The 25365-nt window shown below is 39.9% G+C and carries 15 protein-coding genes; 8 read left to right on the top strand and 7 right to left on the bottom strand.

The features are described 5' to 3' along the window. Positions 1 to 151 precede the first annotated feature (151 nt). Positions 152 to 958: an inositol monophosphatase family protein gene (locus V7K56_RS30925; RefSeq protein WP_334916932.1), complete on the bottom strand. Its 807-nt coding sequence runs from the start codon at positions 956 to 958 to the stop codon at positions 152 to 154. Between the two features lie 56 nt (positions 959 to 1014). Next, positions 1015 to 2448, bottom strand: a complete 1434-nt coding sequence (locus tag V7K56_RS30920) for a BCD family MFS transporter (RefSeq protein WP_334916930.1) — start codon at positions 2446 to 2448, stop codon at positions 1015 to 1017. Between the two features lie 332 nt (positions 2449 to 2780). Here V7K56_RS30920 and V7K56_RS30915 point away from each other — a divergent pair, with 332 nt between their 5' ends. The 4 genes from V7K56_RS30915 to V7K56_RS30900 all read left to right on the top strand — a co-directional run bounded on the left by V7K56_RS30915 (position 2781) and on the right by V7K56_RS30900 (position 10068). Beyond that, positions 2781 to 6227, top strand: a complete 3447-nt coding sequence (locus tag V7K56_RS30915; protein ID WP_334916928.1) for a hypothetical protein — start codon at positions 2781 to 2783, stop codon at positions 6225 to 6227. Further along, complete coding sequence (locus tag V7K56_RS30910) at positions 6224 to 8377, top strand: hypothetical protein (RefSeq protein ID WP_334916926.1); 2154 nt, start codon at positions 6224 to 6226, stop codon at positions 8375 to 8377. The genes V7K56_RS30915 and V7K56_RS30910 overlap by 4 nt, the downstream gene beginning before the upstream one ends. 289 nt (positions 8378 to 8666) lie before the next feature. Beyond that, positions 8667 to 8891: a hypothetical protein gene (locus V7K56_RS30905; RefSeq protein ID WP_334916924.1), complete on the top strand. Its 225-nt coding sequence runs from the start codon at positions 8667 to 8669 to the stop codon at positions 8889 to 8891. 229 nt (positions 8892 to 9120) lie between these two features. Beyond that, positions 9121 to 10068 carry an aldo/keto reductase gene (locus V7K56_RS30900; RefSeq protein WP_334916922.1) on the top strand — a complete coding sequence of 316 codons (948 nt, stop codon included), beginning with the start codon at positions 9121 to 9123 and terminating at the stop codon, positions 10066 to 10068. 242 nt (positions 10069 to 10310) lie between these two features. Here the strand turns inward: V7K56_RS30900 and V7K56_RS30895 are convergent, their stop codons facing one another. Both V7K56_RS30895 and rimO read right to left on the bottom strand, forming a co-directional pair. Further along, positions 10311 to 11840 carry a DEAD/DEAH box helicase gene (locus tag V7K56_RS30895; protein ID WP_334916920.1) on the bottom strand — a complete coding sequence of 510 codons (1530 nt, stop codon included), beginning with the start codon at positions 11838 to 11840 and terminating at the stop codon, positions 10311 to 10313. 299 nt (positions 11841 to 12139) lie between these two features. Beyond that, positions 12140 to 13459 carry a 30S ribosomal protein S12 methylthiotransferase RimO gene (gene rimO / locus V7K56_RS30890; protein WP_334916918.1) on the bottom strand — a complete coding sequence of 440 codons (1320 nt, stop codon included), beginning with the start codon at positions 13457 to 13459 and terminating at the stop codon, positions 12140 to 12142. Between the two features lie 762 nt (positions 13460 to 14221). Between rimO and btpA the strand changes: the two genes are divergently transcribed. From btpA to V7K56_RS30875, 3 genes are all read left to right on the top strand, one after another. Then, positions 14222 to 15070, top strand: a complete 849-nt coding sequence (gene btpA, locus V7K56_RS30885; RefSeq protein ID WP_334916999.1) for a photosystem I biogenesis protein BtpA — start codon at positions 14222 to 14224, stop codon at positions 15068 to 15070. A 193-nt stretch (positions 15071 to 15263) separates the two neighbouring features. After that, positions 15264 to 16250, top strand: a complete 987-nt coding sequence (locus tag V7K56_RS30880; RefSeq protein ID WP_334916916.1) for a vitamin K epoxide reductase family protein — start codon at positions 15264 to 15266, stop codon at positions 16248 to 16250. Positions 16251 to 16995: 745 nt separating this feature from the next. Next, positions 16996 to 19200: a CHASE2 domain-containing protein gene (locus V7K56_RS30875; RefSeq protein ID WP_334916914.1), complete on the top strand. Its 2205-nt coding sequence runs from the start codon at positions 16996 to 16998 to the stop codon at positions 19198 to 19200. Positions 19201 to 20332: 1132 nt separating this feature from the next. Here V7K56_RS30875 and nadB read toward each other — a convergent pair. The 3 genes from nadB to V7K56_RS30860 form a co-directional block, all read right to left on the bottom strand. Beyond that, positions 20333 to 22009 (bottom strand): L-aspartate oxidase, encoded by a 1677-nt coding sequence (gene nadB, locus V7K56_RS30870; protein WP_334916912.1) that lies wholly within the window; start codon positions 22007 to 22009, stop codon positions 20333 to 20335. 137 nt (positions 22010 to 22146) lie between these two features. Continuing rightward, the gene (gene psbU, locus V7K56_RS30865) at positions 22147 to 22575 is read right to left on the bottom strand and encodes a photosystem II complex extrinsic protein PsbU (protein ID WP_334916910.1); all 429 of its coding nucleotides are present in this window, start codon (positions 22573 to 22575) and stop codon (positions 22147 to 22149) included. Positions 22576 to 23156: 581 nt separating this feature from the next. Next, positions 23157 to 23936 (bottom strand): DUF3120 domain-containing protein, encoded by a 780-nt coding sequence (locus V7K56_RS30860; RefSeq protein ID WP_334916908.1) that lies wholly within the window; start codon positions 23934 to 23936, stop codon positions 23157 to 23159. Positions 23937 to 24383: 447 nt separating this feature from the next. On the opposite strand from V7K56_RS30860, the gene V7K56_RS30855 reads away from it, so the two are divergent. Then, on the top strand, positions 24384 to 25208 hold the full coding sequence (locus V7K56_RS30855) for an undecaprenyl-diphosphate phosphatase (RefSeq protein ID WP_334916906.1): 825 nt from the start codon (positions 24384 to 24386) through the stop codon (positions 25206 to 25208). Positions 25209 to 25365 lie beyond the last annotated feature (157 nt).

Raw genomic sequence — 25365 nt, 5'->3', positions numbered from 1 at the left:
ACTGGTTTTGTGCTTAAATCAGGATTATTACTAGCTTTATTTATACTTAATTCTTTGTTGGACTAGGGTTTTGTTAAGTTTAATGTCGAATATGTAATTTTCCGCTTGGCGAATTGACAAAATAACTATTTTCAAGTGTAAGGGCTGCAAATTAAATATTTACAGCTTCGAGAAAAGGTTGAAATACCGAAACTAATTCGGGACGACTAACCACAAGGGTAGAAAAAGAGCGATCGCTATAATCTTCTCCCGGTGACAAGGGAAATGGTTCTGATTTAAGCGATGTCCAAACCCCACCAGCAGCCTGGACAATTACCCAAGCCGCAGCTAAGTCCCAAACTTTTGGTGTCGCCTCAATACCACCGAGAGTAGCCCCAGTGGCAACTGTCAAAAAGTTATAGCTAGCCACACCCAACATGCGAATTTTGCAGGGAAAGCCGTTCTGGATAACTGCGGTGCTACGGGAACAGAGGTTAAAAAAGTGATTGTTGCTAGGACTATCTATACTAGTGTGGATAGGGTGGTTGTTGAGAAATGCTCCTGTTGGTGTTGTTAAACCAGATGAACCTGCCCAGAAACCATGAAAAGCTTGATTCAAGGTTGGTGCGTAAACATAACCAAAAATGGGTGTGCCTCGATACAGTAAACCCAGAGAAATTGTCCAGATGGGAATACCGCGTGTGAAGTTGGTTGTACCATCTAGAGGGTCAATTACCCAGCACCACTCCGTACCGGGAAATGACCGTTCGCTCTCTTCGCTCAAAATGCCGTAGCCAAGGAAACTAGAAGCGATCGCATCCCGAATTTCCTGATCTGCCCATTTATCTGCTTGCGTCACCAAACTACCATCAGCCTTTTGGTCAGGCTGTACTTGCCCAAAATCTTCCATGAGCTGCTTGCCCACTCTGGTAGTGATAGTTTGGGCAAAATCAAGAATTGTTGTCCAAAAATCATTCATTAGTTATTAGTCATTTGTCATTTGTCATTTGTCCCATGCCCTATGCCCTATACAGTTTAATCTAAATCGCTTTCCAAAACAGATGCGATCGCTTGCTTTGTACTTGTTTGAAATTCTGTAATGTTCACCCGATTCAGAAACCAAATCGATAGCACCATTCCCACGGCTTCTAGAATGAATACCAGTCCATAAGCTAGTTCTTGGCTTGGTAAAAAGTTGCGTCCAATATCCAAAACTGTACCTCCGATTACCACCGCGATTCCTCTAGAGATGGACTGCGCTAATCCCCATGCCCCAATAAACGTACCTGCGGCTTCTGCTGCGGTCAGATCCAACATCAAGCTAATTGCTCCCGTTGTCAGGAAACCTGTGGCTAAACCGAATAAGACCAAAGCTAGTTTGAGAACTGCTGCATTAGCTGTAAATCCTGATATAGCTAGCAAGATTGCACAGAATGCTACCAACATACAGCCAAAACGTGCAGTTCTGCGCTTACCTAAACGCGGGACAATATAAAAGCCTGTAACACCGTAAGCAATCAGTAGACCAGTTCCATAAAAAATATTTAATTTGGTACTTTCCGCTAGGGGCATTTTAAACACTTGACCCGCATAAGGTTCCAAAATCGGGTCTTGCATAAATAAACTGATGGTCATCACCAGTAAAAAGGTGAAAAATATTCCTGTTTGTGGGCTAGCTGTCAATATTTTCCAAGCATTGCCTAGAGTGATATTATCTTCTCGGTTCACCAATGTGGAACGGCTTGAGTATTGGGAGTATTTTTTTTCTACGCCAAATGTTGCTGCGATCGCTAAACCGAATACAATTGCTGGGACGATAAAAAATAACCTATTGACCGCTCCTTGCAAGGTTTCTACCGTTGCTTCTGGCGTTAACTGTTTTAGCAAGCTGCCACTGATAATCGCCCCAACAATAATCCCCACCATTAGCATCGACCAAACCACACCGACTACTTGAGAACGGTTATCTTCTTCAGATATATCCACCAACAAAGCAGCAAAAGCAGTACTGCTAGCACAAATTCCTAGACCATATACAGCGAAAACTAAAGCCAAAAGCGCTGTCCAGCCGATTGTTTGGGTTGTCCATGCCCAACCACCTGCACTAGTAGCGGCAAGATTCATCTGCCACATTACTTGTACAGCTAAAAATGCTGCGATCGCAAATATTGCCGCGCCCACCCAAACATAAGCTGTGCGGTGGTTTCCCCATAACGGCTTGGCATCGGAAATCTGGCCGAACCAGACACGGGAAGGAGCAACAAATAAAGGCAGTGCTAGAACTACTGATACCAGCGTCGCTGGAATTGCTATTTCTTGAATCATGACTCTGTTGAGTACGCCCAGAGTCAAAATGGACATCATGCTCAACCCCATTTGAAATAAACCTAGCCGGAACATGGTCAGCAGGTTTACCCTTGGCACAGATAGGGATTTTCTTTCGGTATCAAATACTTCACCGCTTGCCATAGCTACTTTTTCGTATGGTTTATGGAATATAGTCTCTTTAATTAAATATAAACTGTTCAATATTCCAAAAAACTACTAATTTCGGGGCATCAATTTTTGGGTTTGGCGGTAGACACCGTAGCATAACGTACATAAAACTTTTTGGTTATTCAGGGCTTGTTGTGCAACCATAACTAGATTAAACGTGATTGAGCATTAATAGAGGCTAACTGAGATAGTTGCTTACTTACCCCTGTCTTTTATCGCTAATACTAGTGTCATAATTGGCGATCGCTATTTAGATTTAGCATTCACATCCAACTTTTTTCAATTTTAATGAGGTTATGAGGGATATGGAAGAAATATTAAACCAATACTGTAAAAAAGATAATCTTGGGCTGCTTCTTCTAAGTATGGCAACTGGTTCGGGTAAAACATACATTGTTCTAAAGTTTATATGTTCTAATTACAAAGAATTTGCCAAGCAAAAGAGAAAAATTCTGTTTATTACTAACCTCAAGAAAAACCTACCCATCGACGAACTCAAAAAACGTTTTATCGCCAATGGAAATGAGGAAGATTTTGAAAAGTATGTTCTTTTTATTGATTCTAATGTCGACCCTGTTATCAACAACTTACTAAACCTTGACCAACGAATTCCTGATAAATTTAAAAATAAAATATATTTACAACTAAAAAAATATATAGAAATGCTCCAATATGAGCAATTACCTAGCGATTTTAAGGAAAACATTAAAACAGATATTCGTAAAAATATTGAGCCAGCATTCCGAGATATTATTAAAAGAACATTGTCAGAAAATTTTAAAACGAAAAAAGCCCGTCTGTTAGCCGTAAAGAACAATCAAGATTACCAATGGATTGGAGAACTTTATCCCGCAGTATTTACAGATGATAAAACTATTTTATTTCTTAGTATAGATAAGTTCGTTGCTCAAAACACAACACTTATCGAACCATCATATTACTTCTCTGAGCGGTTCATTAATAAATCACTTATTTTTATTGATGAGTTTGATACTACCAAAGAAGCTGTACTAAAAAATATTATTCAATCTGGGTTAAGAAATCGAGTGGATCTTATTGATTTATTTTTAAATATTCATAATCATCTGATGCAAACCGAATGCCCTGAAGTACTTTTACAAGAATCAAAATGGCGAAAACAGCAACCTTCAGCTAAAAATTGGTCATCTCTACGAGAACAGATTGAATCATTACGAGAGAAAGCTAATTATATATTCAAAAAATATCAATTACAGCATATCTGTAAATCTCATGAAAATTTTTCAACTAAGGAAAGAAACTTTCTTTTTTATGATTATAAATTTCATAATGTATTGGATCGAAATCAACGTGTCGAGATGATTGGAGATATAAATAGCCGTACAAATTGGATTAATACTTTTAATATTAAAGATAAAAAGACGGGTATTGATATACAGGAATTACTGAGCACTATTACTGGCTATTTATCATATTTTCAGACAGGAATTAAGTATTTAGCCAATAACTATCGCCATTTAAAAGAGGAAGATAAAGGCGGACAGGAAACTTTTCCCCTTAAATTAGCTATTCAGACAGTTCTTAATAATTTTCACCTTAAAGATGTCGAATTTTTAACCCGTAAAATTCTTGAAGATGATTTGCCCTATGGCTTGCAACCCTATCAAGGAACAATCCAAAATCAGACTTTTTATGATAAAGGGTTTCGTTACTATGATATCGTCGATAGTGATGAGCATGATACATTATCAAAAATATATATGTTCAACTTCAGCCGTACACCCGAATCATTTTTGGCTGGAGTTTGCTCAAAGGCTTTGGTAGTAGGTATTTCAGCTACTGCTGGGCTTTATACAAACATTGGCAATTATGATCTTGAGTATCTGAAATCTCGTTTGGGAGATTCATTTATACGTATTAAAGATGATGCTCTTGTTAAACTGAAAAACGCATATAACGAAGCGACTCAAGGATATAATCAAGTCTCTATAAAAACTAAATTTATTGGGATAGATACACAAAAAGAAGCAATCAAACAGTTTGAAGAACTTTTTAGTGATCGAGAAGTAGCACAGGATTTATGGAATACTCTTCGCCATACAATTACTAATGATGATGAGGAAAGCATTAAATCTTCATTTTGCCGTTATGTAAGAGCTTTAATAGCATGGAAATATTTTTTGGATAATCCTGATTGTCATGCGTTCCTTTGTATTTTCAGTAAATTACCAAAGCCTTCCGACCCAAAGTTCGACCTGCATATATTGCATAAATATGCGGGATTTTTATTGGATAGCCATCAAAATACTATTGAAGGTTCTGTGGCTGATACATTTTTTGTACTTAGTGGAAATAACTTTGAAGAAAATAAAGAAAAACTGCTAAATGAGCTAAAAGATAATAAACGCCGATTTATTATTTCTGCATACCAAACAATTGGAGTTGGACAAAATTTACAATTTCCGGTTCCTTCTGGCTTAGAGCCAATATATATTAATAGCTTTCCCAGACATTCAAACATGGATATTAACGGGATATATTTAGATAACCCAACAAATATTATTGTTAATATATTTGAGAATAATATAAATGATGATGAGTTTATAAAATATATTTTTCAATTGGAATTTATTCGTGAGAATGGAGATTTTTCACTAAACCAGTTTAAGAGCAAGCTAGATGAAGCTTTTCATAGATATATAGGAAGATATAAGCCTAGACGAAAGGCTGAAGACTTTATCAGCCCATACAAGACAAATGCTTATTCACGTTACTTAAATAAAATCATTATTCAGGCACTAGGCCGAATATGTCGTACCAATATGAAGGCTCCAACAATTCATATTCTTGCTGACGCTTCTATCCGAAAACATTTAATCGGGTTTTCTCTACCAGAAGATGTAATTCCTATTCGTGAATATACTGCTCTCCTTGAATCAGCAGGTGAATCGACTAACCAATCTGAAGATTTAATAGAAGCACAAAACCGTGCATCCCATAAAAGCAATCAAACTGCTGTTTACATACGTCGCCAACTAAGTACGCCGTGGACAAAACAGAGTGTTAAAAAGTGGCAAGAACTAAGAGAACAAGTTCTTTATCAACCAAGTATTGTAAAAGAGTCAGAATGCAATATTAACTGGAATAATATTTACCTGCATTTGCCAAAACCTGCCGATTCATATTATTTCTCACATGAAAATGACTATGATGATATTGAAGTTTTCTTTTCTGATGACTACGGAAAAAGAGAAATTAAAGAAGTGAACGAACGAACTGCTCGTCTTTCAGAGTTGATGAAAATTGATACTCTACATAAATTGTTCACTGATTCTAATTGGGCAACAACATTTCCTAAATCTAAATTAATGCTGACCCCTCCAATGTTCAACAATATTTATAAAGGGGCATTAGGTGAAGTATGTGGAAAACATATTTTTCAAAACCTCTTAAATATTCCCTTACTAGAACTGAATATAGATGAATTTGAACTCTTTGACTTTAAAACAGAGCAAAATATCTATATAGACTTCAAGCTATGGAATGATCGGGTTGCAGTCAAAGCTGATGAAATAATTGATAAAATCTGTGAAAAAATGGCGATTGTTGGAGCAGAAAGAGTTTTTGTTATCAACATTCTTGGTTCTTCCAACACTCCCTTTCAACCGATTCCATCATTTGACGGAAAAATTATAGAAGTTCCCTATCTTTGTAAAAATGATAAAATCGATAATTTAGCACTTAAATTTCTTGTGAATGAATTTCTAATATGAGCATTCTTACAAATAGACTAAAGATAAATTTTCATATTGATACTATTGAAAGAGATTTTGTTTTCATCCGCTTCAAACGAGACAAAAATGGCAAATGGTGGGGAGCGGAAGAACTCGATCATATTATAGGCGAAGATTATAAAGCCATGTCAGTTGGATATGCTCAATATGCCTATGCTATGTTTGATAAAAAATCAAATGATACTTACGCATTACTTCAAAAACTTAGAACTGATCCTAAATTTGCTAGTGTATCTGCAATTGAGGTAAAACCCGAGGCTGTTTATACTGGAAATGATGAATGTATATGTGAAGTAACACTTGCCCGCTTATTAATGAACTCTCTAGGTTCATCATGCTCTAGATTTAAACATCTACATTTCTCAAATCTGACTGGAGCATTACTTAAAGTCCCTCCATTAACAAATAAGCTTTATGATGCAATTGGCGTTGCTGAAATCACTCTTAGTCGTGATGAGAGTCAAAAAAATGAATTCTTATTGAACGTTAATGTAGCTTCTTATCGAAAAAAGGTTTCCATATTAAAAGAATATAAAGGCACGGGAGAATTAAAAAAAATTCTTAAAAGACCTGAATATGTGTTCCATAGTGGCACAGGAATGCTGAGAAGGTGGCTTCCATCTGATGGTAAAGATACAGATCCTACAAAGTCTTACATACAATGTGGTAAACAAGGTAAAAAGCTTCATACTAATTTCCTTGAATTTAGAAGCATAAAGGACTTTGAGAAGAGCCGAGCAGGAATTTTGTATCAAGCCTTCAACAGTATTCAAGAATATCTATCTGAATACATGAGCGTTGATTTTTCTACTCTTGAAATTGATCGCAGCATTGAACTCAAAAGCACTTTGCTTAAAAGTCCAAAACAACTTCACTCAAAACTGGACGGTCAGGCAATATATATAGTTGATAAAGTTAATGATGAAGATTCTGCTAATTTAGTAATTGCGCTGAAAAAATTTCTTCTTCCTTATATCACTGATGAAAAACTAATCACTTTCGGTAAACGTGATAAAGAAAGCGCTCTAAATTTTAGAATTATACATGATGTCGATTTTTATGAAAAAAGCGGCCAAAAGGACGAATACCTCCCTTCAACAGATAAATTTCAGCGACAACATCTGACAATTGAATCAACTAAAACTGTCTCTGAGCCTATTGTTAAAACAATTATAAAGGAACAGCTGATAAAGCGTGATATTAGTTCTCGAACATTGAACTTGTTTGATTGGGCTAAACTTCAACTCAAAGGAATTTGGACTTTTGCTGCTTGGGATGAAGATACAGACCACGTAATTTTTATGGAAATTCAACCAAATGGTAATTTTGAATTCTACGAAATGGATGGTCAAGATATATTATTTAACTGGCAAAAGTTTGAGAAATATAGAAAATTCATGACAGAGGATAGCTCTGGATATAAAATCAACACCTTAGAAGGTCTTGTTATTTCTGATGCTGGTGATATAAATCAGATATTTATAACAGATGAAATTACTATTCCTGACCTTTCTAAAATTGAAGCTATTCTTAGGGAGGTCGAAACTGAACTTCCCGAAAACAAGCGAAAGGGAAATGAATTAGCTGATATAGTTGAAGAATTTTTACAAGAACCATCTGACCTTGATATTGAAAAATTTAAATTATTATCATTGGAACTTATAAAAATTGGTAGCCAACCTATATCGAAAGGGGATTTTAAGTCTTTAATCGCACAGTATTTGGGAACAACAAGGAAGGTAGGAGACAAGGATATTGATGTCAGTAGTACAAGTGAGGCTACTTGTTTTAGAGATTACCTTCTCGACCAATATCAAATTCGATTGAAGTTCCCCCAGGATAACCAGACCAAAGAAGATTTATTCGACGCTTCTCTTAACATAAAATATTTTGGTGAAACCGAAAAAGAAGCTTATTACTTTGTTGGAGACCGAAAAGAAAAGGTGCAATTCTCTTTCAAAGATGCCTGTCATCTTCGTAAAATCGTAGCAGTGGATGACTCAAAACTGATATTCAGACAACTCCTTGAAACTATGGATGTTGATTTTGTCCGCACAGGGCAAAGTACCGTAATTCCTTTTCCATTTAAGTATATTAGGGAGTATAAAAATTTTGGTGTTGCTAAATGACTGTATTAATCAGTATTGATCAACGGCAATAACTCTTAGTTTGACGGATTTTACTTATTTTTCTAACCCCCAACACACGGAGAAATATTTTCAAATATACCCAATAGTAAAATTTACTAAAGTTCTCGCATTACCCTGTAACTTTATCGGACGCAATCAAACCACATAAAAATATCAATATTAAAATGTGGTTTTAACTACGCTATTCCATTGAATTAGTAAGATAAACTTTCCCTATGTATGTCATCAAACTACTTACCTTCATCTAGTAACTAAAAAGGCATAAGCAATGAGTAAAGAATCAGTCAAAGTCATATTATGGGAAGAAAACCAAAGAGATTTTATAAAAAAGTTCTATGATCTCCAATTTACTCCCAGAGTAGGAGAGGAAGTTTACCTAAAAAAGGAGAAATGGAAAGTAACCAGAGTTGAGCATGACGTAGAAATTAGTGAGATTAATGTTTACATGGAATTAATCAAAAAAGCCAAGCAGGATAAATCATTGAATTCATAAATAGAAGTAAATACACTCAATTATTAGAAAAGGGAGGTTATTAGCCTCCCTTAATTTTGAGAATAGTAGATTCTCAGGTGTAAGTTGTAAATCTTTATGCAAGCTGCGATGTATACGACGGGCTACGCCTACGCACTTTGAAAATACTGCGTCAACCCCCATGCCCAATTTTGGCTATAACGATACACTATAAAAGTAAAGAAATGTAAATAAATTAAATTTTGCAACCTTGGAAAACATCACATTGGGGCAAAATGGCCCAGTTGTTACACCCTTGTGCATAGGCACTTGGGCTTGGGGTGATAAACTATTTTGGAATTATGGCGATCGCTACGGCCCAGAACAGTTACAAGAAGCCTTTACCGCAGCCTTAGAAGCTGGTGTTACCTTCTTTGATACTGCTGAAGTTTACGGAATGGGAAAGAGTGAGAAATTTTTGGGACAATTTCTGCAACAGACACAACAGCCTGTACAAATCGCCACAAAATTTGGGCCCCTACCGTGGCGATTTACAGCCCAATCCGTCTCTGAGGCTTTAACAGCCAGCCTCAAACGGCTACAACTTGAGCAAATCGCCCTGTATCAAGTGCATTGGCCTTTTGCTTTCTTTTTAAGCCAAGAAACTTTGATGAATGCCTTAGCAAATGAAGTGAAGCGGGGCAGGATTGCCGCAGTCGGTGTGAGTAATTACTCAGCAGAGCAAATGCGAGACGCACATCAAATATTGGCGGCCCGTGAAGTACCTTTGGCTGTGAACCAAGTACGCTATTCTTTACTCAGTCGCCAAATTGAAAGCAAAGGTATTATCGCAACTGCGCGTGAGTTGGGTATGACTATTTTGGCTTACAGTCCTTTAGCTCAGGGATTACTTACAGGCAAGTACAGTATTGATAGTGCTCAAACGCCCACTGGTCGCAGGAAAATAGACCCACGATTCAAGAAAGAAGGTTTGCAAAAGATTGCCCCAGTCATATCTTTGCTACGCAGCCTCGGGGAAAAATACAATCGCACTCCTGCTCAAGTTGCTCTTAACTGGTTAATTGCTCAGGGGAATGTTATTCCTATTGCTGGAGTGAAGACAGCCGAACAAGTGCGGCAAAATGCTGGCGCTTTAGGTTGGGAATTGAGCAAGGATGAAATTGGAGAGTTAGAACAAGTTAGTCGTCTATGGCTGTAGTATTTTTAAAATATCTAAAAAAGCCAAAAAGTCAAGAGTCTAAAGTCAAAATTTTAACTCTTGACTTTTAACTCTCAACTCTCAACTTTGCGAATTTTAGATTTGGATTTTGGTGAAGCAGCGCGGTCTTGGGGGTTTCCCCCATGAGCGACTGCTGAACCCGTTCGCGCAGCGTCTCCCCTTGGGAGAAGGGATTAAAAGAAAAGTCTAAAATCCAAAATTGATTAACTTCTAACTGTTGACTAAGAAGCTGATTCTCTGGCTGTAGGTGAACCTAGCTTTTTACTAGGAGATGCAGAAGACTCACGATTTGTCCGCAGCTTGGGCTTGGGAGAAGAATGTCTTTCTTCTTCACCATTGCTGTTATCTGATTTCCACACAGAACGGGGGCGATCGCTAGAAGATTCACGACGCTTACTGAGTCTGGGTTTAGGAGTAGAGGATTCCTCTTGGGGAATTTCCACGTCTGAACTCAACCAAGCAGGACGAGTTTGATCGTAAGCAATTTGCAGTGCAGCTGCGGCGATCGCTTGAGGATCGTATTCTTCAATCAATTCGCTGACAATTGGCAAGAATGAAGCCAAACGCTCACCCATCAAAGCTTCCCGCACCTGTTCTTGTAATTTCAGGATGTGTCGCGCTTCAATCTGGGCGCGTGTCGGAATCGACAGCAATTGCCAACTTTGGCGGTTATGACGTTCAAATGTTTGCTGCTTGCGCCGCTCAAATGGTTGTACTAAAGAAATTGCTGTTCCTTCCTTACCAGCACGACCAGTACGACCAATGCGATGGACGTAAGTTTCTACGCTATCGGGTAAATCATAGTTGATCACATGGGAGAGTTGATCCACATCTAACCCTCGCGCTGCAATATCAGTTGCTACCACCCAGCGAACTTGACGGTTACGGAATCTGCTTAATAACCGTTCCCGCGCTTGTTGCGACAAGTCACCGTGGTATTCATCAACACTGTGACCAGCTGCTTGTAACTGACTGGTGAGTTCTGCGGCTGTGCGTCTGGTGCGGACGAAGATTAAAGCTGTTTCTGGATCTTCCATTTCCAGAATCGGCTGTAAAGCTTTGGCTTTTGTCCAGTGGCGAGGGATCAAGTAAGCTACCTGATTAATCTTGTTAGGAGCGGCTTTTGGTTGCTCAACGGTGACAGTCGCCGGCGATCGCAAGAACTTGTTCACCAACATCCGAATTGATGGTGGCATTGTTGCCGAGAATAAAGCTGTTTGGCGTTCTACGGGCGCTTGCGAGAGGATTTTTATCACATCGTCGATAAAGCCCATGCTCAACATTTCATCAGCTTCATCCAATACAAACCACTTGACTTGATCGAGCTTTAAACAGCCGCGATCAAGCAAATCGATCACCCGTCCGGGAGTACCCACGACTATGTGAACGCCACGTTTGAGTTGTAACATTTGACGGTCAATTGATTGACCACCGTAGATTGCTAACACCCGCAATCCTTCATTACCGATGAATTGGGCGATCGCATCGTGAACTTGCATCGCTAATTCACGAGTTGGTGTTAAAACTATGGCTTGCACGGCTTTTTGATTAATATCCAGGCGCTCTAAAATTGGTAGTGAAAATGCTGCCGTTTTGCCTGTTCCAGTTTGAGATTGACCTACGACATCACGACCAGCAAGCAATTGGGGAATTGCTTGCACTTGAATGTTAGTTGGTTCAGTAAAACCAATTTTTTCTAGTTGTTCGACACGTTCTTGGGAAATACCTAATTCTTGAAATGAAAGAGTCATTAATTCGTCCTAAATTTTATGTAAGGAATTTTGGATTAGTCATTTAGTCAGTAGAGACGCGATTAATCGCGTCTGTACAATGGTCATTAGTCATTAGTCATTAGTCATTAGTTATTGGCTAGTCAGCCAAGGGCGATAGCAAAGCCTCAAATCTTGGAGAAGCTATACCCACGAGTGAGTTCCCGAATTTTAGGTAAACCCTCATGAAAACTGCCATTAATGCAGCGTTGATCTTGGGATAAGGGTGAATCTGTAAGGGTCATTTAACAAAAGACAAAGGACAAAAGACAAAGGACAATTTAGTTATTGACTACTTGACCATAGAGGTCGTATGTATCAGCGTGGTGAATCGCTATTGGCACGATGGTTCCTAATTTTGCCTGGCCTTTAACATACACCAGACCATCAACCTCTGGGGAAAATCTACCTGAACGACCAATTAATTCACCACTTTCAGGATTTTCTTGCTCAATCAGGACATCAACGATTTTGCCTACTTCCTGTTGATTTTTCTTTTGAGAAATCGGTTGCTGGATTTCCATAATTTGGTATTGGCGCTCGTCCATCACCAATTGGGGCAACTGATTTGGCAACTTGTAAGCTGGGGTTCCTTCCTCAGAGGAAAAGGTGAAGACACCAACATGGTCAAATTCATGCCGTTGAACAAACTCTAGTAGATGCTCAAAATGCTCTTCAGTTTCTCCTGGGAAACCAACAATAAATGTTGTCCGCAGTACGGCTGTTGGTAGCGCCGTTTTGATGCGATCTATAATCCCATCATTTACACGTCCTTGCCAAGGACGGTTCATAGCGCGGAGAACATCTGGATGAGAATGCTGCAATGGCAAATCCAGGTAAGGCAAAACGTTGGGTGTTTCTTGGATAGCCGCTATCACATCTGGGGTCAGTCCCGTGGGATAAGCGTAATGCATTCTGATCCACGGTATATCTACTTTTCCTAAAGCGCGAAGTAATTCGGCTAATTTTGGCTTACCGTAAATATCTAGACCGTAATTAGTAGTGATTTGGGAAATTAGAATAATTTCCTTCACCCCTTGACTAACTAACTGCTCCGCTTCAGCGACGATAGATTCAATAGTACGCGATCGCTGGTTCCCTCGAAGATGAGGAATTATACAAAATGCACAACGATAATCACATCCTTCTGCAATCCGGAGGTAAGCAACGCCCTCCGTTGTAGTGCGATAGCGCGGTGTAGTTTCGTCAGCGATGTAGGTTGGTTCAATACTAACCTGTTTAACCCGCTCGCCTTGTTCTACACGCTCAATTACATTTACAATTTTGTGATAATCGCCTGTACCTACCACTGCTACTGCTTCGGGCAACTCCTCCAAAAGTTGTTCTTGGAAGTGTTGCGCCATACAGCCAGTGATTACGATCTTTTTATTTGCCTCTGCCAGTTCTACTAAAGTTTTGACAGATTCTTGCCTGGCCGCTTCAATAAAACTACAAGTATTAACAATAACGTAATCTGCTAACTCTTCATTTGTATCTACACCGTAGCCCGCTTTTACAAGCATTCCCAGCATGTGTTCTGTATCAATTCGATTTTTCTCGCAACCCAGGTGAGAAATGGCAATTGTTGGCTTGTCACCCATATTTTGAAAATATCTTCATTTTTTTCTTGTAGTCAAACATTTGTGCACTCATTTTGCTTTTTCGCGATTATTATCCTTCTAATTCTAATAACAGTACAGCTGCAGATTCTCCCTGTCAGCAACTGTCTACAGAGTTATGACTCTATCAATAATAAAAATAGAGGTCATGTTATGATATTCTTATCAATCTGTTCCCCAGGGTAAATTGAAGTGTCTTTGGGTACATTTGACACTTGTTATGTTTTTTAACAGTTCGCCTATTGGTATTTTACATTACCATAGCGTGTGCATTGTTAACCTACCCATCGGGAAGCCGCCCAAAGGGCTTGTTGTGAGAAGTCGCTACCCTCAGGGAAATCGACGAAAGCGACTACGCCTATAAAGCAGTAATGCTACCCTGGCGATTGGCAAGTCCTACGACAGTGCGCGGACAAGACGCCTAAACCACGGAAAGCTGCCTTGCGTCTAGTGAGTGGCAAACTCCTCTTGTAGCCAGGTTTTATCTTAACATATCTTATGGGAGGTTTGATGCCAATTTCCATCTAAGGAAAGAGGCAAGAAACCGACTATCATAAAACACATTTGACTAGTTAATAAAAAGTCAAGAGTCAAGGGTCAAGAGGAGCCAGTCAAGTGCTGGGTTTACCCTGTTGAAGAGCCACTCCTGTAAAGAGGTTCCCTCGGTTTAGGGGAGTGGTGTTGAACTGGCGTTCAATAGTCGAAAAATTCTGGACTCTGGACTGTGCGAGGCGGATTAAAGACGTGGACTTATATCAAATATTAAAAACTCGCTCACCAATTATTGGCGTAGTTCATCTGCTACCACTGCCTACCTCACCCCGTTGGGGAGGTAGCCTAAAAGCGGTGATTGACCGTGCTGAACAAGAAGCCGCAGCCTTGGCAAGTGGAGGGGTTGACGGTCTGATTGTCGAGAATTTTTTCGACGCGCCGTTTACCAAAAACCAAGTCGATCCAGTAGTTGTGAGTGCCATGACTATTGTGGTGCAGCGGATACAGAATTTGGTGACTTTGCCTATAGGCTTAAATGTTTTGCGAAACGATGCTAAAAGCGCAATAGCGATCGCTAGTTGTGTACAGGCACAATTTATCCGTGTCAACGTCCTCACAGGCGTGATGGCAACCGACCAGGGATTAATTGAGGGAGAAGCCCATCAACTACTGCGTTATCGACGGGAGTTAGGTTGTGATGTTAAAATCCTAGCCGATGTGTTGGTGAAACACGCCCGTCCTTTGAGTTCTCCAAATCTCACAGTCGCCGTGAAAGACACCATTGAAAGGGGTTTAGCAGACGGAGTGATTTTATCTGGTTGGGCTACAGGTAGTCCTCCTAATTTAGAAGATTTGGAACTAGCTTGTGGCGCAGCAAATGGCACGCCAGTGTTCATCGGCAGTGGGGCCAATTGGGAAAATATTGATACATTGATGCAAGCAGCAGATGGTGTAATAGTTTCCAGTTCCCTGAAACGTCACGGACGTATAGAGCAACCAATTGACCCAATTCGCGTCAGTCAATTTGTGGAAGTTGCCCGTCGCAATTGGAACTCTAAAGGTGAAAGCAAATCAGCAGAACAAGTGAGGTTACATTCTTGAATAGGGCATAGGGCATGGGGAATGGGGCATGGGGAAAATAATTAATACTCAATTAGACCAATGCCCAATGCCCTTCAGGAGTGCTGAGTGGGGAATCTCACTTGTTTACTCTAAGCCAAGGAACTCGAAACTCGGAACTGTTTTGCCCAATGCCCAATGCCCAATGCCCAATGCCCATTACCAATAACAGTTTATGATTCGCCGCCGTTCTACTCCTTGGATTCATAGATGGTCACGTCCATTGATTGCCGCGATCGCTGGATGTGGTGCCTTGACAACAGGTTATCTCACCATAGAAAAGTTAACAGGAGGCAGTGCAGCTTGTGTGGCGCAGGCTGGTGCTAAGGGTTGTAATGATGTGCTTTCCAGTCCTTGGGCAACGGTTTTTGGTCAGCCATTAGCTTTGTTTGGGTTTTTGGCATACACCAGTATGGTGATATTGGCTTTGGCTCCCTTAGCAGTTAACCGAGAGCAAAATAATCAGCTGCGCTCGAATCTAGAAAATTGGACGTGGTTGCTGCTGCTGGCGGGTGCGATCGCTATGTCTGTCTTTAGCGGCTACTTAATGTATGTGCTGACATCTCAAATCAAAGCTATTTGTCCTTACTGTATCGGTTCAGCTTTGTTCTCTGTGAGTCTTTTGATACTAACGATTATCGGTCGGACTTGGGAGGATATTGGACAAATCTTCTTTACCGCCCTGATTGTCGGGATGGTAACACTGATTGGTACTTTAGGCGTCTATGCTGGTGTAAATCAATCAGATGTTACACCTGGAACTCCTGGACAACCTACAAAAATTACCTTTACTCCCAAGGAAAACCCTAACCCAGCGTTCGGTTGGGAAGTTACCACTACTTCTGGTGAAGCAGAAATAGCCTTAGCACGCCATCTGGCGAAGGTAGGCGCGAAGGAATACACTGCTTATTGGTGTCCTCACTGTCATGAACAAAAGCTGCTTTTTGGTAAAGAGGCCGAAGAAGTAATCAATAATGATGTTAAGGTAGAGTGCGCTCCCGATGGACTCAAAGCTCAACCAGAACTCTGTAAAGCCGCAAAAATCGAAGGCTTTCCCACTTGGATCATTAATGGTAAAAGCTATAGCGGAGTCCAAAACTTAGAAGAACTAGCGAAAGTTTCTGGTTACACAGGGCCTCGTAACTTCAAGTATTTTAAGTAAAGTACCTACGTTGACCTTCAGTAGTTCACACCCCATAGTCAACTGGATGAATACAGTAAAATCTGTTTCTAGTTGGCTTTTTTGTTTGTGGCAATAGATAAGTAAGTCGGCACAATAAAACCAAACTTGTGAAGAAAAATTAACTAGGCTAAAACTCTCTTCCCTCCTGCCTCCTGCCCCCTGCCTTATCTCAACGATAAATTTTCCTACCCACCTACTTATATAGGTCTTATCCAATGCCCAATTACCAATTTTCCTGCGGCTTTTACCTGCGAATACTTAAGCTCAAGGAAATTTACTAAGTACATTTACTTGAAAACAATGTATATTTTAATTTATTTTTATAACACTTGAGGTCACCTTGGGATGTAATCATGTCAGGCTCTAACCGGAGGTGTGTATGTTGTAAGTGAACATAATTCTCAGTAAAATACCTAATTGATCGCAAATGTGAGTTTAATTGAGTAAGCTTTATTAGAGAAGGCTTTGAGAGTTAAATCTACTGAACTCACTTCCAACAATATTTATTAATCTGTGCTGATAGGCACAAGAGTCCCAGTTGCCCTTTGGTCAGATAATTGGTCTCAATATATGGTAATACATCACAAATACCACGATGTCTTGATGAACCTTGCTGAGTTGAAAAATTTTTAGAAACTCTATTTAGCTCCTACTTGAGCTATGTTAGTCCGATAGTTAATAGCTATAGGAAATAGAGAATATTTCTGCCTATTAGGTGATGGTAATGAATCAGCAGTTAGGCAAGCGTTTTGTGAAGTTAATCTTTAGACTGAAACAATCGCTTAGTCGAGGACACAGAGAATTGAGTACTGCCGCCAGCGTTGCAGTCTGCGTCCTGTTTTTGCACTCCATTGGATTACTGCAATCTTTGGAGTTGGCGGTTTTGGATCAATTTTTTCGCTTACGTCCAAATGAACCACCAGAAGACCGGATTACGATTGTAGTGATTGATGAGGCCTATTTAGACAAAGTAGGTTCGTGGCCGATTCCAGATACAAAGATTGCTCAGTTGTTGCAAAAATTAAATGCCCACAAACCCTGTGCTATTGGCTTAGATATCTACAGAAATTTGCCAGTAGAACCTGGTAATCAAGAACTGCTTAATGCTTATAAGTCAATGCCCAACTTGATTGGTATTGAACTACTAACAAATGATAAAAACAAAAACGCTAGTGTTTCACCTCCACCGGGACTAAATCAGGATCAAGTGGGCTTTAATAACGTGCTGTACGATCTTGATGGTAAAGTACGTCGCAGCTTGTTATATTGGCACGTTGATAATCAGGAATACCAAAGTTTTGCCTTGAAATTGGCTTTATTGTATTTAAAGTCAAAGGGAATTACTCCCACGAAAGCAAAAAGCAACCCTGAGTATTTGCAATTGGATAAGGCAGTATTTACTCGTTTTGAGGCTAATGATGGTGCTTATGTGGGAGCTGATGATAGAGGCTACCAAATTTTGTCCAATTTCCCTAAACCCAAATGTCAAAGTTCATCTGGAGAATTTTGTAGTTTTCGCCAGGTATCGATGAGAGATGTACTGGCAGATAAAGTCAAAGCAAACTTAATCAAAGATCGGATTATACTCATTGGCTACACTGCACCCAGTCTCCAAGATTTTGTATTTATTCCCTACTCCAGCAGTGTAATGGGTATAGCAAAGCCTGTACCTGCTATTCAATTGCACGCTTATTTTATCAGTCAGTTAATCTCTGCTGCTGTTGATGGAAGACCATTACTGAAGGTCTGGCCTGACTTGTTGGAATATTTGTGGGTTTTTGTTTGGTCTTATCTGGGAGCCGTGACGATATGGCGGATACGACACGCAACTAGGAGTCTCTACTGTATCCTAGTTTCTTGCTTTGTATTGACCGTGAGTACATACCTTGCTTTCTTGTCTGGTTGGTGGATACCTCTCATTCCGTCACTGGTTTGCTTTGGTATTTCAGCTATTTGGATGACTAGTCATATTGCTCACATGCAGGAAGAGTTGAAACGTTCCAAAGAATTTTTGCATCACGTTATTAACACGATTCCCGATCCAATTTTTGTAAAAAATGAACAACACCAGTGGATTGTTTTAAATGAAGCGTATTGTCGATTTATCGGTTATCCAAATAAGTTATTAATTGAAAAGTCAGACTATGACTTTTTCCCACAACATGAAGCTGATGTGTTTCGACAACAGGACGATCTTGTTTTTCGGACTCAGCAACCCCAAGAACATGAAGAAGAATTTACAGATGCTGATGGGCAGACTCATCAGATTGCTACTAAGCGATCGCTTCACAAAGACTCAGCTGGCAATTTCATTTTAGTTGGTGTCATCCGAGATATTACTCAGCGCAAGATGATGGAAGAACAGCTTAAGCTTAATGCTGCTGAACTATTCCGCTCTAATAATGAATTAAAACTCAAAGAAGACCACTTACGTTATTTAGCGTATCACGACCCCCTTACCGGTCTATTCAATCGCAAATTTTTTGCCGAACAACTTTACGAGTCTTTACATTGGGCACAACACAATAACTTGTTGCTGGGACTGCTGTTTATCGATCTAGATGGTTTTAAGCAAGTCAATGATACTTTGGGACACAAGACGGGCGATCACTTGCTAATGACTATTGCTGGAAGACTCAGCAACTCTTTACGCGCTAGTGATACAGTTTCTCGTTTGGGTGGCGATGAATTTACTGTGATTTTACGGGCAATTCCTGATGTCCAAATAGCTGCTCAAGTCGCCGAAAAAATTTTAAGCAGTATTATCAGGCCAATTGTTTTGGACGGCTATACAATCCGAGTCTCTGCCAGTATTGGCATTAGTGTTTACCCATACAACAGTCAAGATAGTGAAACTTTGATGAAACAAGCTGATACAGCAATGTACCGTGCCAAGCGCCTTGGTAAAAATCGCTACGAGTTTGCTTAATTAGTCAGGAGTCAGGTCTCCAGATTTTTCCATCTTAGTTACAATTTTTACCTTTAAATTTGGAATTTAGACTAGAGATACGTCTAAGGCACAGTCTTGAAAAAATATCATATATATCTTACGAGGTAAATTTTTAGTCAAATGTAGACTTGGTAAGGCTTTTTGGCTTAAACACTAAACTTCATAATTTATGTCAGAAAATAATTAGTCATCAAAAATAATTATAAAAATAGTTTTAATGTAGTTTTAAATACATTAAAATTTATACTTTTACTTATTCGCTTATTACGTAGAGTAAAGTTTTAAAAATCCTTTTAATACTATAAATATGTTGTTTTATCTTTACACATCTTTACTCACGGAATTTATAAACTATACAATTGGATAAGTATTATTTCATGTCTTTATAAACTCATGATTTATGAAACATAGTGTTTATACTTAAAAGTATTAAGATATTATTAATAAAGAATGAAGTAATCAAAAAGCTTGCTGTAGATCATTGACAAATCTAACCTGAGACTGATGTAAAAATCGCCTGTTGAGAATACCACTTAAGTATGAAAACTATTTAATATCGGCAAATTAAGGTTAATCGACAAGGGAATACCACAATGATTTGTACAGTACCAGCAATAATTTCATAAAGTTGAAATACTTTTTTTGAAAAAGTACAGTAAATATACGGTAGTAATCAAAAAATACGTTTTGAAATAAAAAACTAGTAATTTTACTGAAATAGATGAAGACTAACTCCCGAATTACAAAGTTTATGATATTCTGCATAGGTGCTTATTTACTGCTCCCAAAAATTGCCGCTTGCACAGGTATATTCAGTACTGCAAGTGCTAATTCTTTTGGTCCTACTAGTAGCAGTAACACCTTAATCGCCCATAAGGTCAATTCTCAAACTTTACAAGACATATACATTCCACCAAACTATGGTGGTCCCGACAGTCATAATGGTGGCGGTACCCGCTGATGGCAATTTTGAATTTTAGATTTTAGATTGTGGTAGAGCAGCGCAATAAGTTAGCTACCGTGTTGTACACCACATCTTTTACTTGGCGGCAGATTGCAAGATGTTGTGCTTAGGGTTGCGAAAACCGTCAGGCTCTTTAAGGTAGTTTATTCAAGACAATAGTGGAGATTTCCACCAATGATTTGTTTGTATAAGTGTGTGGACTTGCCAACTTGGGTCTGGTTGAGGATAATCTAAACGGAAGTGTCCGCCTCGGCTTTCGGTTCTAAAAGCAGCACTTTTGAGAATTAAATCAGCTACATCTAACAAATTGCGGGTTTCTGCCCAAAGTCCCAATTGCCGTTCAACATCTGGTAGGTCAAAACTAGCGGGTTCTACTGGACGTAAAGCAAGCAAGAATTGACTTAAAGGCAAAGCAGCGAAATCTTGCTGCCAAGATTCAATAGTAGCGATCGCAGTTTCCAGCCTTGATTGCTCCCGACAAATACCAGCACTTTCCCACACTAGACGCGGTAACTTCATCCTGAGTGCTTCTAGCTGTGCTTGTTGGATGTGCCACTCACTAGCATTAGGACTAAATTTCCGTAACGGCAGCACTGGTGTTTCTGAGGGCAGCCCGATATTTTCTAATTTAATATTAGCCATCTGGGCCCCAAACACAATACATTCCAATAGGGAATTACTGGCAAGGCGATTTGCCCCATGCACACCGGTACTAGCGGTTTCACCCACTGCGTACAAACCGGGGATATTTGTGCGATTCATCAGGTCTGCAACAATTCCACCCATCCAGTAATGGGCCGCTGGCGCTACAGGAATTGGTTCGTGGAAGACATCAACGCCCCAATGCTGACAAACTTTGATGATATTAGGAAAGCGGTGACGAATCTTGTCAGCGGGGATGGGGCGCATATCCAACCACACATGGGCAGTAGCCAAATCAAGAGCGGTACGTTGTAAATGGCTAAAAATTGCTCTGCTGACAACATCTCTCGGTGCAAGTTCACCCGCAGGGTGGTAGTCAAAGGCAAAACGCCGCCCTTCATTATCGATAAGATGTGCCCCCTCGCCACGTACAGCTTCGCTGATCAAAAAGCGATCGGCACCAGGTTTAGTAAGGGCAGTGGGGTGAAATTGGACAAATTCTAAATCGCGGAGGATAGCCCCAGCCCGAGCTGCGATCGCTACCCCATCACCTGTACTCACAGCCGGGTTAGTGGTTTGGGCAAATACCTGACCACCGCCGCCTGTTGCCAGTACCACAGCACCAGCTCTTATCCAGGTAATTTTACTTTGATAAAACAGGCTAATTCCTTGACAGCAACTAGTTTCGGGTTCAATCCACAAACTCAAAGCCAAAGCTTGCTGAATGACTTGAATATTCTGGCGACGTAATACTTGAGCGGTGAGGGTAGTAGTAACTTCCCTCCCTGTAGTGTCAGCAGCGTGGAGAACACGGCGGCGAGAATGGGCAGCTTCCAAAGTTAAAGCTAAGGCTTGACCATGACGGTCAAAAGCGACTCCCAAGTTAACTAGGGATTGAATACAGCTAGGGGCGTGTTGGGCGAGAAATTCGACAGCAGTGCGATCGCATAAACCTGCACCCGCTTGGATCGTATCTTCAATGTGCAGTGTTGGAGAATCTTCTGGGGCGATCGCTGCGGCAATGCCACCTTGCGCCCAATCGCTGGCAGACAAAGCAACGGTTTCTTTGGTAATCAAACCGACTCGCAAGGATTCTGGCAGACACAGTGCTGTGTATAGTCCAGCGGCACCAGCGCCGACTACTAAGACATCAAATTGGCTAGGAATATCTATCTGAGACAAGGTAATGGGGGAGAAAGGGGAGCAGGGGGCAGAGGAGCAGGGGAAGATTTTACTTTATCCCCCTCATCTCTAATAAAACACTCCCACTCCTTAGAATCAGGAGTGGGCTGCTATTTGCTACATTAACTGCGATTCAGTTATCTGTAGATACCGTTGTTAAAGCGATCGTCTCCTTCATTAAAGGCAGGCTCTAGTTCTGTCACGGTAAATTTCTCGAGGTTGGCTTGCAGGGTTTGTATTTGGCGATCGCTCAATCCTGGAAGATCCAATATATCCTCTACCTTTTGGTAGGGAGCATTGGTGATAATTTTCTTAGCTAGGGTGGGATAAAGCCCTGGAAACTGTTGAAAAGCTCGGACGTTGGTATTATTCAAATCAATTTTTTTACCAAACTCCGTTCTTAGTTTAGCGTCTGCCCGATTCTGCCGCTCAATTGCCAGAACTGGGACTTGGGGAAAAGCAAAACTGTTGAAACTAGCAGCTTGGGCTATCTGAGTTGTTCCCAACCATCCCCAGCAACTAAGTAACAAACTAAACACTGTTAATAAACGCGCCAATCCTTTCACGATTTTTCTACCTCTTTCCATCAAACAGAAATAAAAGTTTTAAGCTAACAGCAGTTATTAGTCATTAGTCATTAGTCATTGGTCATTAGTCATTAGTCATTGGTCATTTGTAAAGGACAACTGACAAGGGACAAAGGACAACTGACAACTGACAAGGGACAAAAGACAAAAGCTGATAGCTTAGTCAACACAGCAGTCATCAGAAACTAATATACAGCGTATTAATATCCACAATATTTACGGTTACTGGGTTTGACTGTACTTTTGCCAAAAATTTTCATTGTGCAAAGAGTGCCTGCATAGCTGCAATAGCGTTGCATCCACGATCCCGGTAGCCATTCCCTGCTAGACGAAATCTTTTCGAGGTGGCTGATTCTACCTCCCAAGCAGACACCAAACTTACGATTTCTAAAATCGAAAACCTTACTAAAAAAGACTTGATGCTGATGGCTTTTTATGTAATATTTCTTAACTAATTAATTGTTTACAGCATCATTTTTGATGTGTCGTAGATTGGGCTGGGAAAAGTTTCGGTAAGAGAAGTCTACACGCTGATTGCAAGTTCCTATCTCTTGCCTGCTTCACGCTGCGATCGCAGCTAACAAAAATAGGCTGTCTACCAAAATTGTGCTTAAAACTGCGCCACCAAAGGCATACCAGTGTCTTTGATTTCGACCTAAAGCTGAAATTCCTACTATTAATAGCACTACCGCAAGAATTATCGCCCAAGTTTGTCCCCAAGGTGCTTGTACTTGCATGAGAGCATTTTGTAAGATTTGCGGTACTACATCTGCATCTACTATCATGATTTGCCGCCAATAGGGCATCAAATCTACTATATAAAAATATACATCTGTTAAAACTGTACCGAGTAAAGAACCTAAATAAAACCAGTTACCTACCTTGCCCCAATTCTTCGCCAGACACCAACAAGCAAACGGTAAACCGATAAACTCCACTGGCAGATGCCATAAAGGTTCCCAACGTAACCAGCCCCAGTAAATCGCTCCTGCTAACCAACTCCAGCTAAACCCTAAAAGCAAATCCCCCCAGACATAAGTTGCAGGACGTGACATTAAGGCAAAACTTAGCCATACCCAAAATCCTGTCAGAGCTAAACTCAAGCTTGGTAGCGATCGCACTATTGGAGCTTCTACAAATACTGGCACTGATACCAAAAACACCGCTGCTGCAAACACTAACCAACTTTGTCGGGCAGAAATAGATAAGGGAAGAGAGGGAGAAAAGGAGAGTGTAGATTCCAATTGCCTGATACCCTTTAGCCCAGTATCAGCTAAATCCAACTCGGTATCAATAGAAGGGGTAGAAAGGCTGTAAGAGGACAGTGTATTATTAATCAATGTTTTTAATATTTGTTACTAAAATTTATTTTACTTAATATACCACATTTTTAAATCCCCCCCTGGGGCATTTTAATTATACTGAAATTTTCAGGAGCCTTAGCGCAAACCAAACAAAACATTCTCTGCAAAAGGAATCCATTAAAGTTGCACTATGTACATAACTGCTCTGTAGTTCCTTGTAAATAGGAGACTACAGAGAAGTGAGAGGTAAAATTTAACAGTTAAAAGTGAACTGACATCAGTGCGCTAAATATTAAAGTTTGATGAATTGACAAAATTCCGTTGACTTATTGAGATGGGTGTAAGAACATAGTCAGCGTCTTCGATGATGTTATTGATCGGTAAAATTGAGTTTTTTACAAGATTGGGTGCAATAGGAGTATATAAAACAACATCATCATCCTAAAAATAATGTCTAAAACACGAAAAAGGTATTAATTGCAGATGGAGTTTATTCAAGCTTTTATTTTGGGTATTATTCAAGGTATTACAGAGTTTTTGCCAATCAGCAGTACTGCACATCTTATAATTTTTACCAAGCTATTTGGTTGGAAAGAACTAGGTTCTAAAGATTTTGTTGATGCAATTCAATTTGGTAGCGTTATCGCAATTGTGGGGTATTTTTGGTCGCTGATTTATAGTATTACTAAAGGAGGAATTGAAGCATTAAAAGCCAAAGACTGGCAACGCGAAGAATGGAAGATTCTTGTCGGTATTGTAGTCGGAACAATGCCTGCTTTAATTGTCGGGTTCCTTTTGAAAGACATTTTACCTGAGAGTGCATTAATTATTGGCATCATGTCAATTATCATGGCACTTTTACTAGCTCTGGCAGAAAAAATTGGCACTCGTAAGCGAGGTTTTGAATCATTGCAGATTCAAGATGGTATTTTAGTTGGATTGGGACAAACACTTGCTTTAATTCCGGGCGTTTCTCGTTCTGGTTCGACGTTGACAACTGCTTTATTTTTAGGATTAGAACGCGCTACAGCAGCGAAATTCTCATTTTTGTTAGGGTTTCCAACTCTTACTATTGCGACGCTGTATAAAAGCTTGAAAATATTCAAGTTGTTTCAAGCTCACCAGTTGCCAGATAACATTGTTGCACTGTTAATTGTGGGAATTATTTCAACCTTGATTTTTTCCTACCTATCAATTGCATTTTTGATCAAATACTTAGCAACCAAAAACACTTTGATTTTTGTATGGTATAGATTAGCATTTGGTAGTGCAATCTTACTAGCGATCGCAGCAGGTTGGAAAGGATAATAGTTATTAGTCATTTGTCCAAAGCAAATGACTATAGCGACCACGCAATACAATCTAACCCCACTCCAAACCTCTCTCCTAAAAGGAGAGAGGCTTTGAATTTTACTCCCCAATGTTAGTAGGAAAGGGGCTGGGGTTAAGTCTGTATTAGACTCAA

This window comes from Nostoc sp. (assembly GCF_036917535.1).
In the GTDB taxonomy this organism is placed as follows: Bacteria; Cyanobacteriota; Cyanobacteriia; order Cyanobacteriales; family Nostocaceae; genus Nostoc.
The sequence above is the reverse complement of the archived record's forward strand: the minus strand, read 5'-3'. Positions and strand labels throughout refer to the sequence as shown.

Bases quoted from the DNA above. Each gene is read 5' to 3' on its own strand.
- V7K56_RS30895 (WP_334916920.1), bottom strand. From the start codon at position 11,840: ATGACTCTTTCATTTCAAGAATTAGGTATTTCCCAAGAACGTGTCGAA.
- V7K56_RS30910 (WP_334916926.1), top strand. From the start codon at position 6,224: ATGAGCATTCTTACAAATAGACTAAAGATAAATTTTCATATTGATACT.
- V7K56_RS30880 (WP_334916916.1), top strand. From the start codon at position 15,264: ATGATTCGCCGCCGTTCTACTCCTTGGATTCATAGATGGTCACGTCCA.
- V7K56_RS30920 (WP_334916930.1), bottom strand. From the start codon at position 2,448: ATGGCAAGCGGTGAAGTATTTGATACCGAAAGAAAATCCCTATCTGTG.
- V7K56_RS30855 (WP_334916906.1), top strand. From the start codon at position 24,384: ATGGAGTTTATTCAAGCTTTTATTTTGGGTATTATTCAAGGTATTACA.
- V7K56_RS30875 (WP_334916914.1), top strand. From the start codon at position 16,996: ATGAATCAGCAGTTAGGCAAGCGTTTTGTGAAGTTAATCTTTAGACTG.
- V7K56_RS30925 (WP_334916932.1), bottom strand. From the start codon at position 958: ATGAATGATTTTTGGACAACAATTCTTGATTTTGCCCAAACTATCACT.
- V7K56_RS30905 (WP_334916924.1), top strand. From the start codon at position 8,667: ATGAGTAAAGAATCAGTCAAAGTCATATTATGGGAAGAAAACCAAAGA.
- V7K56_RS30915 (WP_334916928.1), top strand. From the start codon at position 2,781: ATGGAAGAAATATTAAACCAATACTGTAAAAAAGATAATCTTGGGCTG.
- rimO (WP_334916918.1), bottom strand. From the start codon at position 13,459: ATGGGTGACAAGCCAACAATTGCCATTTCTCACCTGGGTTGCGAGAAA.